Source organism: Chryseobacterium koreense CCUG 49689, from assembly GCF_001045435.1.
In the GTDB taxonomy this organism is placed as follows: domain Bacteria; phylum Bacteroidota; class Bacteroidia; order Flavobacteriales; family Weeksellaceae; genus Kaistella; species Kaistella koreensis.
Map to the genome: position 1 here is coordinate 56081 of NZ_LFNG01000010.1, position 15217 is coordinate 71297.

A 15217-nucleotide genomic window follows, 5' to 3' on the forward strand; every position below is an offset into this window, starting at 1 on the left:
AAAATGGACTTTGCGCTCTGAAGATATTTCACAGAATAGCATTGTTTATCCACCTTTGTGATTATTAAAAAAAGTTAATTAAGGGAAATTAGGATAAAATTTTGTAATTTTGCATTGCAGTATATACTGTGTATTAATCAAGAAGAAAGAATTTATGCCGAACCAAAAGATTTTATATGTCACCACCGAAATGTTTCCGTATCAGGAAGACAGCAACATGGCGACAACGGTAAGTAAGATGGCGCTAAGAATGCATCAGGAGGGAAATGACGTGCGGGTTTTTATGCCGAGATTTGGTCAAATAAGCGAAAGGAAGTTTCAGCTGCACGAAGTGATTCGGCTCTCTGGAATGAACATTATCATCAATGATCTTGATCAGCCACTAATCATAAAAGTGGCATCACTTCCCGGCGAGCGGCTTCAGGTTTATTTCATTGATAATGAGGAGTATTTTAAAAGGAAACAGTACTACGTAGATGAACATGGAGTACCTTTCGATGATAATGACGAACGTGCCATTTTCTTTGCAAGGGGAGTGATAGAGACGATTAAGAAGCTGAACTGGGTTCCGGATGTGATTCACCTCAATGGTTGGATGGCATCGTTTATTCCGATTTACCTTAAAACATTTTATAAGACCGATTCCTACTTCAATGATTCGAAAATAGTGCTTTCCGTATATAACGAACCAGACGAGGCTTTGCCCGAAACTACGGAGGAGATCATGAAGTTTGACAATATTACTTCTCTTAAAGCGTTTAAGAAACCAAGTTTCCAGAGTTTTGTGATCGAAAGCATGGATTTGGTAGATTTGGTGCTTAAAGGTGACGAATTCCTGCAAGAGGATCTTGACAAGGCCTTCGCTAAGACCAAAACGAAGAAATCTGAGTATTTGGACGCTGATACTATCGATAAATTATACTAAAATCAACCTCACTTTAATGATAAGAAATCTTAAGAATTTATTCAATATTACTGCAAGTCTGGTAATAGGGAGTTTAATTTTGTGGAATTGTGAACCAGATGCAGACAAACTCGGTTCGCAATTTTTTCAGAATGGTGCAGAAGGAGTCCAAACTTCCTATTCGGTAATCGCATACACCATCAATCACAACGATACTATAAGGACAGATGCCATCAGATTGCAGCGTGCTTCCATCGGTGCTTTTACAGAGCCGCAGTTTGGTCTTCAGAAAGCTGCTTTTGTGACGCAGGCGCGTTTGTCGCAATATGCACCCGATTTCGGAACTAATCCTGTGTTGGATTCTGCAGTACTGGTCATCAAACCGGATTTTGCTTCAGATTCTGTAACCACCACCAGCAAAGAAGACTATATTTATCCGGATGGTGCAGTGCCTGCAAAGCTGGAACAGAATACCTATCCTATCACTAAGTATGGAAAAACTAAAATTAATGGCAAGACCGTCTTTCATTTAAAGGTGCACCGTGTAACGGATTACCTGGGAGGAAATAGTGACAAAGTTTTTTCCAACAGAAATGCTGCCACCAGTACCCTTTTGGGATCAACTACGTTCGATGGCGATATTTCCTCTGTGAAAATCACCAAAGATTCAGATAAAAGTACCATCTTCGAAAGAGGAGCAGGAATTGCAGTGAAATTAGACAGCACCTTTTTTCAAGACAATATTATCAAGAAAGGGAATGCCCCAGAACTGGCAGACGCAGCATCTTTCATCAGGTATTTCCGCGGAATGAAAATTTCTGTTGATGAAAATGATGGATATCTTTTCAAAATAGATCCAAACGCACTCGAACTTACCTTGTATTACAAAAAAGATAAGGATGGAAGCAGCACTCCGCCTACCCGCGAGAGTGATACTTTCACCTTTGATTTGGGTACCAGCAATGCCCATTTTAGCGAGATCATCAATAATAAAGTGGGAAGCGCCTTGGAGACCTATCCTGCAGTAGACACCATTGTGGGGTCACCACGGGTTTATGCGCAAGGTATGGGTGGACCAGGAATTGGACTTAAGATTCCACAAGAAACTATCGCGGGCATTAAAGAGCTTTATAAGAATGAAAAAGTAGGAATTATTTCCGCGAAAATTAGAATTTATACCGATCCGGCGGTTTGGAATAACAATTTTCAAAAACCTGATTATTTTACTGTAAATCTTAGAAAGATCAATACTGATCATACTTTTACCGACTTACTTACGTTTTTAGAAGATATGAATACCTTGGCATACAGTGCGAATTACAGCCTTGTGAAAGGGTTTAACCTGGATCAGGAACAGGCTTATTATGATATAGGCATTACCCAGACTTTAAAAAATATTATTGAAAAAGAAGAAAAATCAAGACATTATGCACTAAATGTAGGAAAATATAACCTGGATGCAAATGGTCAATTGATTGGATGGCAATATAAGGATTATGCCCAATATTTTAACACGAGATCGCATACCCCGTATCGTGCTGTATTTATTGGAACTGACGCTCAAAATCCGAAAGGGGTGCAGTTATTGGTCAGCTACGGAAAAAAATAAATAAGATAACTTTTTATTATAAATAAATATGTGTGGAATTGTAGGATACACCGGTTTTCAGGATGCTTATGAAATAGTCATCAACGGACTGCGCAGATTGGAATATAGAGGATATGACAGTGCGGGAATCGTGCTGGAAAATAAAGATAAGAAATTCGAAGTCGTCAAAACTAAAGGAAAAGTAGATGATTTGGTGGCAATTTCCAAAAAACTGGAAGGTACCGCTACTGTGGGGATGGGGCATACCAGATGGGCAACACACGGGGTCCCGAGTGACAGGAACTCCCACCCGCATATTTCAAACAATGGAAAAATTGCGCTTGTTCACAATGGAATTATCGAAAATTACGATACCATTAAGACAATGCTGATTGAAAAAGGATTTACTTTTCATTCGGAAACGGATACCGAAGTATTGGTGAATTTGATTCAATATTTTATGGATACCGATCCGGAGCTGGACTTCCCAACTGCAATCAGGCTCGCTCTAAATGAGGTTTATGGCGCTTATGCCATCACCGTGATGCACGAAGATTATCCGGGTGTATTGGTCGTAGCAAGATTAGGGTCACCTCTTGCGATCGGTTTGGGAAATCAGGAGTATTTTATCGCTTCAGATGCCTCACCATTTGTGGAATTTACCAAGGAGGCAGTCTATCTGGAAGAAGGACATATGGCGACCATCTCCCTCAAAAAAGGGATTGATATCCGCACCATTAAGGGAAATGAGAAAATCACCCCTCAAATTCAGGAATTAAAACTCAGCCTTGAACAAATTGAAAAAGGAGGTTACGAACATTTTATGCTTAAAGAAATCTTCGAACAGCCTAAATCTATTCATGATACCCTGCGTGGAAGATTACTGGTAAATGAAGGCATCATCAAAATGGCAGGAATCTGGGATCACCTGGAAAGAATCAACCAGGCTCAGAAAATCACCATTATCGCTTGTGGTACTTCGTGGCACGCTGGGTTGATCGGGGAATACCTGATTGAAGAATTTGCCAGAATCCCGGTGGAAGTAGAATACGCTTCTGAGTTCAGGTACCGAAATCCAATCATCACAGATAAGGATATCGTAATCGCGATTTCCCAATCCGGTGAAACTGCAGATACTATGGCGGCGATTAAGATGGCCAAAGAAAAAGGTGCGTTTATTTACGGGATTTGCAATGTGGTGGATTCCTCGATTGCGAGAATTACAGATGCAGGATCCTATACCCATGCCGGTCCGGAAATTGGGGTTGCCTCTACAAAAGCATTTACTTCCCAGCTTACCATACTTTCATTGATTGCATTAAAATTAGGTAAGCATAACGGAAATCTCAGCAATCAGGAATTTATGAGGTTGATTACCGAACTCGATGCACTTCCGAAAAAAGTGGAAGAAGTTTTGGAAAGCACCCACGAAATCACCAAGGAGATTGCAAAGCATTTTGTAGATGCACAAAACTTCCTGTATTTAGGCCGTGGTTATAATTTCCCGGCTGCATTGGAGGGTGCCTTGAAATTGAAAGAGATTTCATACATTCACGCAGAAGGTTATCCTGCTGCTGAAATGAAACACGGTCCGATTGCACTGATCGATGAAAATATGCCGATCGTGATCATTGCGCCTCGACAGGGACATTATGACAAGATTGTAAGCAATGTACAGGAAATCAAGGCGAGAAAAGGAAAAATTATCGCTGTAGTGAACAGCGGTGACACGCAGGTGGCCTCTATGGCTGATTATGTGATTGAATTCCCTGAAACTTCGGAATGTTTTTCACCAATCCTCGCATCAGTGCCACTTCAGCTTCTTGCATATTATGTAGCGGTATATCGTGGAGCGAACGTAGATCAGCCACGAAACCTCGCAAAATCGGTTACTGTGGAATAAAAAACGAATCAGAATAAAATAATCTAAACTTTTTTGCGTTTTCCAAAAAAAATCGCAATTGTTTTTTTAAAAAATTATATATTTACCGCTTAATTTTTAAATGTAGCATGAAAAGAATATTTCTTGTAGTATTATCAGCGTCTGTAATTATTTCCTGTTCCAAGCGTGGAAGTGCCTCCACAGGGAAACCTGGGATAAAGGGAGAGTTGGTTCCTAGAACTAAAGCAAAATCCTTTACCGCAGAAAGACCTTATGGCATGGTTGCAATTCCTGCCGGATCCTATGTTATGGGTATGGCAGATCAGGATTTCACCAACAATCCGGAAAAGGCAAACTTGAAGACCGTTACTGTTTCTTCATTCTTCATGGATGAAACAGAAATCACCAATGCGGAGTATAGGGTTTTCATTAATTATGTTCGTGATTCCATTGCGCGTTCGCTTTTGGCTGAAGCTGCAGGAGAAGGTGGTTCTACCGGAAATGGCACTACAATAGGTGATTATGCATATGCATCTAAAAAAGCCGGAGATCAAAAGAATGCCTACCAGGAATTCATGGAGTCGCAAGGTGGTAGAGACGGTTACGATGCTTCCAAGAAATTGGACTGGTCTGTTCCTTTGCGTTGGAAAACCTCTGATTATCCTGATGTTCAGTACGCAGAAGTATTGGAATCCATGTACCTTCCGGCCAATGAGAGAATCAACAACGAAAGGATTTTGGACACCAGAAAGTTAATGTATGCATACCAGTGGGAGAATATTGAGTCTGCGGTGAAGGACAAATCAAGAGGATCCAAATACCTAAAGAAAGAAAGTATAGCGGTTTATCCTGATACCACAGTTTGGATCAAGGATTTCAATTATGCTTACAACGAACCGCTTTATGATGGCTATTTCTGGCATAGTGCTTACAAAAATTACCCGATTGTTGGAGTCACTTGGGATCAGGCGAGAGCGTACTGTAACTTTAAGTCTAAATTGAAGTCAGACTACAACGAATCACTTAAAAAGAAGAAACAAAAAGCGATGGCATTTCGTCTTCCAACTGAAGCGGAATGGGAATATGCGGCAAGAGGCGGGAAAGCAAACGCTACTTATCCGTGGGGTGGACCATATTTGCAGGATGATAGAGGATGCTATTTGGCCAATTTCAAACCAAAACGAGGTAACTATATTGAGGACGAGAAAAAAGGGACCTATACCTATACCGCACCAGTGAAACAGTTCCCGAAAAACGGTTTCGGACTTTTTGATATGGCGGGGAACGCAGCAGAATGGACAGAATCGCCTTATAATAATTCTACCTATCAGTTTGCGTCAACCTTGAATCCTTACCTTTCCAACCAGGCCTATAGGGAACCGAGAAAAACAGTTCGTGGAGGATCTTGGAAAGACGTAGGTTACCTTTTGATGACCGGAGCCAGAGATTTTGAATACAAGGATTCTGCAAGAAGCTACATTGGATTCAGAACTGTTCAGGATATCCCGGAAAACACAGCTAAATACAGGAGAAGAACAAAATAATATTAGAAAAAAAACAACAACAAAAATTAACTATTAAAAAATTCAACGAACATGTTTAAGACAAAAGAAGCAATCTACAATTTCGTGTACTCAATCGGTGCGGCAATCGTAATTATCGGTGCATTATTCAAAATGACTCACTGGCATTTAGGACCTTTATCCGGAAACGTAATGCTTGCAGCAGGTTTGATCACAGAGGCTATCATCTTTACCATTTTCGCATTTGACGCGCCGAAAACTGAGGAGTCTTATGCATGGGAAAACGTTTATCCGGAACTATTGGATAAAGATGCAAAACCAAATCCAAAACATTCTACTTTAGGACTCCAATCCGCAGAAGCGAAAGAACTGGAGGTTTCTCTCTCAGATAAGTTAGACAAAATGCTTGCTGAAGCTAAATTGGATGTGAACCTTTTCGAAAGACTAAGAACCGGAATTGATAAGTTTTCAAGCTCTGTGGACCAAATTAATCAGACCGTAGATATTTCTGCATCTACCAATAAATACACCGACCAGCTTGAACTTGCAGCGAGTCACCTTGAGAGTATGAACGCACTTTATGCACTGCAATTGGAGCACGGTAAAACTCAAAATGAATACAGCAAAAAATATGTGGAAGATATCCAAAAATCTATCACACATTCACAGCAATTCAACGAAGAACTTACAGGATTAACTTCTAACCTCAATAATCTTAACAGAGTTTACGGCGGAATGCTTAGCGCAATGAAATCATAGTTTTCTAACCATTTTAATTAATTATTATTAACAAAATTTACTAAAAAGAAATGGCACAAGGAAAACAGACCCCTCGTCAGAAGATGATTAACCTGATGTATTTGGTCTTCATCGCTATGCTTGCGATGCAGATTGACCAGGAAATCATCCGTTCATACAGAGATACTACGGATTCACTTGAGGAAACCAGAACACTTACTCAAACGAACAACGATATTTTTGAAAGAACTTTACAAGAAAAACAAAAATTAACGCCGGACACCTTTACTAAACCATTGCAGGATTATGAAGGGCTAAAAGCTAAAGCTGAAGATTTAGTGAGCTTCATTGACGGAATCAAAGCGAAATTGAGCAAAGAATCTGATTACGATAAAAATCTGGATATTGCGGAAAGCTTTCCGTCTTTGAATAACACGGAACCTTCTACCGTAAATTTCTTCGCTGAAGGAGATGAAACAAAACCTTCAAAAACAGCTAAAGATTTAATAGCGAAAATTGAAGCTTTCAAAACTTACATCAATCAAACTTTTGGTGCCAATAAGGACATGAAAGAGGTTGTTGACAGAACGAACAAGCAGATGATCACTGAATTTGCAAAAAAACAAAACGGGAAAAGTTGGCTTCAGTATAAATTTTACAATCAACCTTTAATCGCGGCATTGTCAAACCTTGAGGTAATTCAGTCCTCTGTGAGAGGTATTCAGGGAGATGCAATATCCAGAATGCTTCAGGAAAAAATTGATGCCAACATCAAGTTTGATAAATATGAAGCAATTGTCTCTGCGCCATCTACTGTAATTCTGGGTGAACCTGCTCAGGCAAAGGTGGCAATCGGAAACTATTCAAGCTCAGTTCCCGGACTTTCTATGCCAGGTTTGACCATTCAGAATGGACAGGGAGTAACCAATTTAAATACTAGCGCAATAGGTGATCACAAATTTGCAGGAACCATCTCTTTCACGGATGTGAATGGAAAAGTATGGTCTTTACCTTACGACCATACCTATAAAGTAATCGCAGGAGCTCAGGAGTTGAAAGCCCAGAAAGGAGCAATCCTGACTGCAGACAAAATGAACGTGCTTTACAGAGGATTGCCAAACCCGGTTTCCGGATCAATTCTTGGAGCTGACATGTCCGGAATTTCACTTTCGGCTGTTGGAGCTACGGTAAGTGGAAGTGGAGGAAAATGGACGGTAACTCCTGGAAGTGGAAATACAGTGAAATTAACGATTTCTGGTAAGGATCCAAAAGGAACAGTTATTTCTCAGCCATTTGAGTTTAGAATTAAGAACGTTCCACCACCGGTAGGACAAATCCAGGGTCAAACTGTGGTTTCTATGCCAGCAAGTTCCATCCCGAACCAACACGTTTCTGTAGCAATGCCGGATTTCGATTTCCCTGTCAGCTTCACCGTAAACAGCTTTATGTTTAAGGTTCAAGGCAAAGCAGGTATGATGATCACCGGAAACTCAATGAGCAATACCGCTGCATTAACCAAAAATCTAAGAAATGGCGATATCGCATACATTTACAACATTCAGGCAACAGCTACCGGTCTTGGCGGACAAACATTAAAGCAAATTCCGCCTGTTGTAATAAATGTACAATAATTTCGTTATTGATTTTAAAATATCATTAGTATAATCATTCAAAATGAAAAAACTCATATTAGTAATTCTTGCGTTAGGATTTGTTTCTGTAGGGGCACAAACGAAGAAGAAACCCGTCAAGAAGAAAGCTAAAGCAAAAACCACCAAAGTTGCCGCGAAACCGGCGCAGGAGGCCGCTCCAGTTGTGGATACTTCGGTTGCAGACACTTCCGCAGGAGCTGTGGTGTATGATGATACACCAATTAATTCAATGTCCATCCTTAATGCGAAATCTCCGGAATCTTTCAGGAAATATCGTGAAATGGGAATGATCAAAAGAGGGGACTCCATGGTTTCCACCAAGGTAACTCCGTTGAAATATGGTTTCATTGAAGATCATGACATCCTGAAAAGTATGGTGGTTTGGGAAATTATTGATATGAATGACAAGATCAACCAGCCGTACTACCATAATGAGGATGGAATCGTTTCCCAAAACAAATCACTTTACCAGGTTCTTTTTGATGCCATTAACTCTGGGAAGATCAAAGAGGTTTACGATGATGAACTTTTCACCACGCGTCTTACTCCGGAAGCGATCCAATCTAGAATCAAAAACGTGGTGATGAGCAACGCGGGTATCGACAGATTGAATGAGACCGGAAAATTGACAGAGGAAGAGAAGAAGGAATTTACCAACGTTTACGAAACCAAAACTGAAAATGTAAAAGTTTTGAAAATCAAGGGAATGTGGTACATCGACAAGAGAGACAGCCAAATGAAATACCGTTTGCTCGGAATCGCGGCAATGGGTCAGGATCCTTCCACGATGGGACAATTCGGTCCAGACGGACAGCCACTTGCTTCGAAAGACGAATTGATCGATTTATTCTGGGTATATTATCCGGATGCCAGAGAAGTTTTGGCCAACTCAATCGCTTTCAACAGCAAGAACCTGTCATCTGATATTTCCTTTGATGACTTGCTTAATGCTAGAAGATTTTCCACCGTCATCTATAAATCAGATAACGGTTTAGGAAACGGAGTCATCAAGGATTATATTCCGAAAGATGCTGATGAGCAATTAGAGGAAAGTGAAAGAATCAAAGCACAGATTCTTCAAATGGAAAATGATATGTGGAATTACTAATGAAATTTTACGCGAAATAAAGAAAACCTGAGTAAATTTGCTCAGGTTTTTTCATTATGGAAAATGTAGATTATATTATTGTTGGGGACGGATATGCAGCGTTGTTTTTCGCACACCAGCTTCACAAACATCAAAAGAGTTTTAGGATTTTTTCAGAAGGCAGGAAAAGTGCTTCCCAAGTTTCTGCGGGAATCATCAATCCGGTTGTGCTAAAGAAATTCACCACATTTTGGAAAGCGCAGGAACAAATTGATTTTCTGCGAAATACGCTCTCTGAAATAGAACGCTACACAGGGTCAAATTATTTTGTGAATGAAAACGTGCACCGGATTTTCCACGATGAAAGGGAGCGAGAACTTTGGTTAAAGAAATCTGAAAATGAGGACTTAAGGCTGTTTCTTTCGCAGGAGTTCGAATCCGTAGAAGGAGTGAAAAATCCTTTTCAAACCGGAGTAGTGATGCAGTCCGGAAGGCTGAACGTAAAAAGTTTTTTTGATAATTTATTGAGCTATTTTAAGAAGCAGGGAAATTTAATTCAGGAAAAATTCAATCATTCCAGTTTGAAAAATGAAAGCTACAATGATTTTACATTTCAAAATATTGTTTTCTGTGAAGGAATGGGCGTCCTGGAAAACCCATTTTTCTCCTTTATTCCGATTCAGCCCAATAAGGGACATCATTTGACAGTCAAATTGTCGAAGCCGCTTTCCCAAAAGTTTACTTTAAAGAAAAAGCATTTCCTATTCCCTTTAGAAAACGGAAGCTATTACTATGGCGGAACTTATGACCGCGAACAACACCACCATAAAATTGACGAGTCCGCAAAAGAACAGCTGATCCGTGGACTTTCGGAGTTCTATCCCGATGATTTTGAGATCGAGCAGATAGAGTTCGGTTTTCGACCGACTGTGAAAGATCGACGCCCGATTATTGGCAATCATCCGAGTTTTCCAAATTACTATGTCTTTAATGGTTTGGGCGCACGCGGAATTTTAAATGGATGTTTTTTTTCGAAAGAGCTCTTCGAACACATCGAAAATGGCAAGTCCCTAGATCCGGAAGTTGATTTGAAAAGATTTCTCTGATGTTTTTGAAATTCCAAATTTTTAAGCTATTTTTGCAATCTTCAATTTAGAGAGGTGTCCGAGTGGTTGAAGGAGCCAGCCTGGAAAGTTGGTATACGGGTAACTGTATCGAGGGTTCGAATCCCTTCCTCTCTGCAAAAAATCTTCGGTTGATGCTGAAGATTTTTTTTGTTTATTCATGATCTGATCACCAGATATTGGGAATTGAGGAAGATTACAATCGATCATTATTGAAAACATCTTCAAATAACCGCTATCTTTACTAAAAATTTCACCGTGTCCCATTTAATTCACTCCAAAGAAATCCCGGTTTCAGATGAGCATTTAGACCAAATCCATCATGTAAACAATGTGCAGTACGTTCACTGGGTAGAAGAAATTGCAGTTGAACACTGGGAATTATTGAAAAACAAAACCAAATTCGCAAAGGATTACTGGGTTTTGGTGGATCACCACATATAGTACAAAAAACAGGTTTTCAAAGGCGAAACGCTGCAGGTGAAAACTTATCCCGAAAAGCCGGAAGGAATTCGCCAGCCCAGAAAAGTGGAATTTTACCGAAATGGTGAACTGGTGGTAGATTCCAGAACATTATGGGTATTATTTGACGGCCAAACCCACCGAATAAAACGCATAGAAAGCGAGTGGCTAAACTTCTAAATCTCGAACTTCTCCGTAATCTCGCCACACAAATCCCTCACAAGCAACTCAGGAAATGATTCCTTATATTTGGGGTTGTCCAACAGGTGCATCGCTTTGGTGATCGCGCTTTCCGCAGTAATGTCGTGTCCGCTGATGGCACCAATTTCCCGGAAAATATTGGAATTCGAATATTTCCCAAAACTAATTCCACCTGAAATACATTGCGACACCACCACGATTTCCGTTCCACGCTTGCGAAGAAGTTCTAATGTTTTTCTGGTCTTTTCTGTGCTGAAAATGGTTCCCGAACCAAAAACCTGCAGAATCAGAACCTTCATATCTGGGATTTCTGCGATATGTTCCAGATGCATTCCTGGAAAAATACGCCAAAACAAAACATTCTGGGAAACGTGGTCATCCACCTCAAATTTCGCCCCCGACTTTGGCCGGTGCAAAAAATCCTTCTCAATATTCAAATGAACTCCAGATTGCCCCAAAACCGGATAATTTGGCGAACGGTACGCATCAAAAAACTCTGCAGAATACTTCAGGGTCCGGTTTCCGCGAAGCAGTTTGTATTCAAAATAAATGGCCACTTCCTGAATCACCGCCTCATCATTTTCATACAAACTGGCATAGTACAGACTCGTCAGCAGATTTTCCTTCGCATCGGTACGCAAATCCCCGATCGGAAGCTGCGATCCCGTCAAGATGACGGGCTTCCGCAGATTTTTCAACATGAAACTCAATGCAGAAGCGGTGTAAGACATGGTGTCCGTTCCATGCAGAATCAGAAACCCATCATAATGATCATAATTTTCCCCGATATGGTTTGCGATGATCTTCCACTCATTCGGTCCCATATCTGATGAATCCAGCGGATTCTTGAAAGGATAAACCGAAACCTCGCACTCGATCAGCTTCATTTCCGGAATCTTACTAAAAATATTTTCGAAATCAAACGCTTGCAGACTTCCGGTTTCGTAATTCTTTTCCATCCCGATGGTTCCGCCGGTATAGATGACTAGCACTTTTCGTTTCATAAACCCAAATTTAAACCTTTTAAAAGAATTGTAAAAATGATTTTTATTTGGGCGCCTTTATCCGTCTTCCGCTCCCACTTTTTTGCGTGGCCGAAAGCCACACAAAAAGAGTTCCGCTCAAGCCGGGGCGCAGATCGGGAATTCTTTTGGGATCGGTTCATCAAAATCAAAAATTACGCTATTTTTGAAAAATGAAAGACCACGAAACCTTCCAATACCTGAAACAATTCCTCACTGCCGAAAGATTACAGAAAATAGAACATTTCGCCCAGGAAAGCTCGGATTTTGTGCTGCCGGTGATGGAAGATGTTTACCAGTTCCGAAACGCCGCTGCAATCGTGCGTTCCGTAGAAGCTTGCGGTTTTCACAAGATTATCGCGATGGAGAGCCAAAACGTTTTCAATCCGAATTTAAGGGTGACCAAAGGTGCCGAAACCTGGGTGGAAATAGAAAAAATTCCACATCACGTGGATAATCTGAAAGAAATCAGAAATCGCGGCTACAAAATGGTGGCGGTTTCTCCCGAAAAAAATGCCAAATTGCTCCCCGAATATCAAATTACAGAACCGGTGGCATTGGTTTTCGGAACAGAATTGGAGGGAGTGACCCAGGAAATCCTGGATTTTGCAGACGAGACCTTGGCAATTCCGATGTATGGTTTTACCAAAAGTTTCAATGTTTCGGTTGCTGCGGCAATCTGCGTTTATGAACTCAAGCAAAAGCTCCTGAAGTCGAATATCGACTACAAACTTTCCGAAGAAAAACTCCTGAAGCTGAAAATCAGATGGGCGGTGAACTCCATCAGAAGTGGCGAGGAAATCTTAAAAAAATACCTGCAGGAAAACTGACGGGTTTCCGGAAAATTTTTTGAAAAATAGGTTGGGAATCCAAAAATAAGACTCTGAAAAAACGATTCAGATGGAATGCCGGTTGATCGGAAGGCTGCTTTTCTGTACAAATGGGTGAAACTGATTAAAGCCAAAATCAAAATGCGGATAATGCCTAGAAATAGCTACAGCAAATAATCACAACTTTTTCTCCATAAACTCTTTCAAAATTGGTAGCGCACTTACCTCAATCTCTTTTGCGGAAGTCAAAATAGTCACTGTTTGATGTGGTTCAGTTTCCTTTAAAAATGCTGTGAAATCGGGATTCTCTTTCAATTCTGCACCATATTTCTTGCTGAATTCCTTAAAGTCAATTTCGTTGCCGTGATAGGATTTCCGCAAATCGGTGGAAGGTGAAATTTCCTTTGCCCACAAATCGATATGTGCATCTTCCTTCCGAATTCCTCTTGGCCAAAGCCGGTCTGCCAAAACGCGGAAACCATCGGATTGTTCGGGAACTTCGTAGGTTCTTTTCATTAATATTTTCATCGGGTTTAATTTTTACTAAAGTTATTAAAAAATCGAGATCCATGAAATTGGAAATTAGAAATGCCTTTTCAATTGATATCGGGTCGTAACTAGCCCTAATTGGAGCGGCATCCTTTTTTGGTGGCTGAGGTTACGAAGCCACCAAAAAAGATACAGCGGAAAGCAGGTTCCCGGCTCCAAATTGCGGATTTGGAATTTACTCATTCTTACCATAAATCAATGCTTTAGGAACGCGTTAACCGTATATTTGCACTATAAAGTAGATTTTTAATCTAATCAATGAGAAATGAAAACAATTTTGCATAAAGCAGCGACGAGGGGATTTGCTGACCACGGCTGGCTGAAATCCCACCACACTTTCAGTTTTGCCAACTATTATAATCCGGAAAGGATGAATTTCGGGGTGCTTCGGGTGCTGAATGATGATATGGTGGAATCCGGAATGGGTTTCGGAACGCATCCGCACCGAGACATGGAAATTATTTCGATCCCGCTGGAAGGCGATCTGGAACATAAAGATTCTATGGGAACCACCGCCGTGATCAGGAAGGGCGAAATACAGGTGATGAGTGCGGGAACCGGCGTGATGCACAGTGAATACAATAAAAATTCCGACGAAAAAGTGAAATTTCTGCAGATTTGGGTGATTCCTAATAAGATGAATGTGACGCCTAGATACGACCAAATCAGCATTAAGGAAAATGCGAAGCCCAACGACTTTCAACAAATATTGTCGCCAAACGAGGATGACGAAGGAGTGTGGATTCATCAGGATGCGTGGTTTAATTTGGCGAATTTCGACCAGGGTGTTTCCAAAGAATACCGAATTCATAAAAAAGGAAACGGCGTGTATGTCTTCGTTTTGAAAGGCGGCGCAAAAATTGGGAACCAAATCCTGGAAACCAGAGACGGTTTCGGAATTTGGGAGACAGACTCCTTCATACTGGAAGCAACCGAGGATGCTGAAATCCTGTTGATGGAAGTTCCCATGGAAATGTAAATAATTAGTAAATTTGCTGCCTTTGTCAATCCCGGATTTTTGTGGGTTGACAAAGTTTTACGCCACTTTCAACATCTCTTAAATTACTTATTAAATGAAGATTATTGCCTTTGCCGGAAGTAATTCCGATGTTTCTATCAACAGACAACTTGTAACTTTTGCATCAGGTTTTTTTAGTGGTCACCTGATTGAAATTCTGGATTTGAACGATTACGAAATGCCTATTTATAAGAACGAAAGAGAAATCGAGAACGGAATTCCCCAACTTGCGCACGATTTTGCTGCCAAAATAGATTCTTCGGATTTGATTTTATTGTCATTGGCTGAAAATAATGGTGCTTATTCTGCCGCTTTTAAAAATGTTTTCGACTGGGTTTCCCGAATCAGTGGGCGAAAAGTTTTTGCTGAAAAACCGATGTTTTTGATGGCGACATCGCCTGGAAAAAGAGGCGGATCAAGCGTCTTGGAAATCGCCTCAAAGCGTTTTCCATTTGATGGTGCCAAGGTTTTGGAAACGTTTTCACTTCCTTCCTTCAATGAGAATTTTGATTCCGAACAGGGAATTGTCCATGAGGAAAAATTGCAGGAAATGGAGGAGAAAATAGAGCAGATCAAAGCATTTTTCAAGAAATAAAACCGGATTGCATTTCAGTCCGGTTTTTATGCGCTTACTTTT

At 40.6% G+C, this 15217-nt stretch carries 15 protein-coding genes and 1 tRNA gene; 14 read left to right on the plus strand and 2 right to left on the minus strand.

Annotated features, from left to right (window positions below):
- The first annotated feature begins 154 nt into the window (after positions 1–154).
- From ACM44_RS08255 to ACM44_RS15740, 11 genes are all read left to right on the plus strand, one after another.
- Positions 155–925, plus strand: a complete 771-nt coding sequence (locus ACM44_RS08255) for a glycogen/starch synthase (RefSeq protein ID WP_048499564.1) — start codon at positions 155–157, stop codon at positions 923–925.
- 16 nt (positions 926–941) lie between these two features.
- Positions 942–2513 carry a DUF4270 family protein gene (locus ACM44_RS08260; protein ID WP_048499565.1) on the plus strand — a complete coding sequence of 524 codons (1572 nt, stop codon included), beginning with the start codon at positions 942–944 and terminating at the stop codon, positions 2511–2513.
- Between the two features lie 28 nt (positions 2514–2541).
- Positions 2542–4395: a glutamine--fructose-6-phosphate transaminase (isomerizing) gene (gene glmS / locus ACM44_RS08265; RefSeq protein ID WP_048499566.1), complete on the plus strand. Its 1854-nt coding sequence runs from the start codon at positions 2542–2544 to the stop codon at positions 4393–4395.
- A 107-nt stretch (positions 4396–4502) separates the two neighbouring features.
- Positions 4503–5918 carry a T9SS ring complex lipoprotein PorK/GldK gene (gene porK, locus ACM44_RS08270; RefSeq protein ID WP_048499567.1) on the plus strand — a complete coding sequence of 472 codons (1416 nt, stop codon included), beginning with the start codon at positions 4503–4505 and terminating at the stop codon, positions 5916–5918.
- Between the two features lie 51 nt (positions 5919–5969).
- Positions 5970–6656, plus strand: coding sequence for a type IX secretion system motor protein PorL/GldL (gene porL / locus ACM44_RS08275; RefSeq protein ID WP_048499568.1), 687 nt, complete (start codon positions 5970–5972; stop codon positions 6654–6656).
- A gap of 50 nt (positions 6657–6706) precedes the next feature.
- Entirely contained in the window at positions 6707–8266 is a 1560-nt protein-coding gene (gene porM / locus ACM44_RS08280) for a type IX secretion system motor protein PorM/GldM (RefSeq protein ID WP_048499569.1), read from the plus strand.
- Positions 8267–8516: 250 nt separating this feature from the next.
- On the plus strand, positions 8517–9395 hold the full coding sequence (gene porN / locus ACM44_RS08285; RefSeq protein WP_048499636.1) for a type IX secretion system ring subunit PorN/GldN: 879 nt from the start codon (positions 8517–8519) through the stop codon (positions 9393–9395).
- Between the two features lie 56 nt (positions 9396–9451).
- Positions 9452–10480: an NAD(P)/FAD-dependent oxidoreductase gene (locus tag ACM44_RS08290; RefSeq protein WP_048499570.1), complete on the plus strand. Its 1029-nt coding sequence runs from the start codon at positions 9452–9454 to the stop codon at positions 10478–10480.
- Positions 10481–10528: 48 nt separating this feature from the next.
- Positions 10529–10615 (plus strand) — tRNA-Ser (locus tag ACM44_RS08295).
- A gap of 141 nt (positions 10616–10756) precedes the next feature.
- Complete coding sequence (locus ACM44_RS15735; RefSeq protein ID WP_241477159.1) at positions 10757–10942, plus strand: acyl-CoA thioesterase family protein; 186 nt, start codon at positions 10757–10759, stop codon at positions 10940–10942.
- 30 nt (positions 10943–10972) lie between these two features.
- Entirely contained in the window at positions 10973–11140 is a 168-nt protein-coding gene (locus tag ACM44_RS15740) for a hypothetical protein (protein WP_316932551.1), read from the plus strand.
- Here ACM44_RS15740 and ACM44_RS08305 read toward each other — a convergent pair.
- Complete coding sequence (locus ACM44_RS08305; protein ID WP_048499571.1) at positions 11137–12165, minus strand: asparaginase; 1029 nt, start codon at positions 12163–12165, stop codon at positions 11137–11139. The two genes, ACM44_RS15740 and ACM44_RS08305, sit on opposite strands and share 4 nt — an antisense overlap.
- Positions 12166–12356: 191 nt before the next feature.
- On the opposite strand from ACM44_RS08305, the gene ACM44_RS08310 reads away from it, so the two are divergent.
- The gene (locus ACM44_RS08310) at positions 12357–13013 is read left to right on the plus strand and encodes a TrmH family RNA methyltransferase (RefSeq protein ID WP_048499572.1); all 657 of its coding nucleotides are present in this window, start codon (positions 12357–12359) and stop codon (positions 13011–13013) included.
- A gap of 177 nt (positions 13014–13190) precedes the next feature.
- Here ACM44_RS08310 and ACM44_RS08315 read toward each other — a convergent pair whose 3' ends face one another.
- Positions 13191–13541, minus strand: coding sequence for a DUF488 domain-containing protein (locus tag ACM44_RS08315; protein ID WP_048499573.1), 351 nt, complete (start codon positions 13539–13541; stop codon positions 13191–13193).
- 286 nt (positions 13542–13827) lie between these two features.
- Here ACM44_RS08315 and ACM44_RS08320 point away from each other — a divergent pair, with 286 nt between their 5' ends.
- Complete coding sequence (locus ACM44_RS08320) at positions 13828–14541, plus strand: pirin family protein (RefSeq protein WP_048499574.1); 714 nt, start codon at positions 13828–13830, stop codon at positions 14539–14541.
- Positions 14542–14635: 94 nt separating this feature from the next.
- Positions 14636–15175 carry an NADPH-dependent FMN reductase gene (locus ACM44_RS08325; protein WP_048499575.1) on the plus strand — a complete coding sequence of 180 codons (540 nt, stop codon included), beginning with the start codon at positions 14636–14638 and terminating at the stop codon, positions 15173–15175.
- Positions 15176–15217: the final 42 nt, after the last annotated feature.

Coding starts and splice junctions, on each gene's coding strand:
- glmS (WP_048499566.1), top strand. CDS start 2,542: ATGTGTGGAATTGTAGGATACACCGGTTTTCAGGATGCTTATGAAATA.
- ACM44_RS08260 (WP_048499565.1), top strand. CDS start 942: ATGATAAGAAATCTTAAGAATTTATTCAATATTACTGCAAGTCTGGTA.
- ACM44_RS08305 (WP_048499571.1), bottom strand. CDS start 12,165: ATGAAACGAAAAGTGCTAGTCATCTATACCGGCGGAACCATCGGGATG.
- porN (WP_048499636.1), top strand. CDS start 8,517: ATGTCCATCCTTAATGCGAAATCTCCGGAATCTTTCAGGAAATATCGT.
- ACM44_RS08310 (WP_048499572.1), top strand. CDS start 12,357: ATGAAAGACCACGAAACCTTCCAATACCTGAAACAATTCCTCACTGCC.
- ACM44_RS08255 (WP_048499564.1), top strand. CDS start 155: ATGCCGAACCAAAAGATTTTATATGTCACCACCGAAATGTTTCCGTAT.
- ACM44_RS08290 (WP_048499570.1), top strand. CDS start 9,452: ATGGAAAATGTAGATTATATTATTGTTGGGGACGGATATGCAGCGTTG.
- porL (WP_048499568.1), top strand. CDS start 5,970: ATGTTTAAGACAAAAGAAGCAATCTACAATTTCGTGTACTCAATCGGT.
- porM (WP_048499569.1), top strand. CDS start 6,707: ATGGCACAAGGAAAACAGACCCCTCGTCAGAAGATGATTAACCTGATG.
- porK (WP_048499567.1), top strand. CDS start 4,503: ATGAAAAGAATATTTCTTGTAGTATTATCAGCGTCTGTAATTATTTCC.
- ACM44_RS08315 (WP_048499573.1), bottom strand. CDS start 13,541: ATGAAAATATTAATGAAAAGAACCTACGAAGTTCCCGAACAATCCGAT.
- ACM44_RS08325 (WP_048499575.1), top strand. CDS start 14,636: ATGAAGATTATTGCCTTTGCCGGAAGTAATTCCGATGTTTCTATCAAC.
- ACM44_RS08320 (WP_048499574.1), top strand. CDS start 13,828: ATGAAAACAATTTTGCATAAAGCAGCGACGAGGGGATTTGCTGACCAC.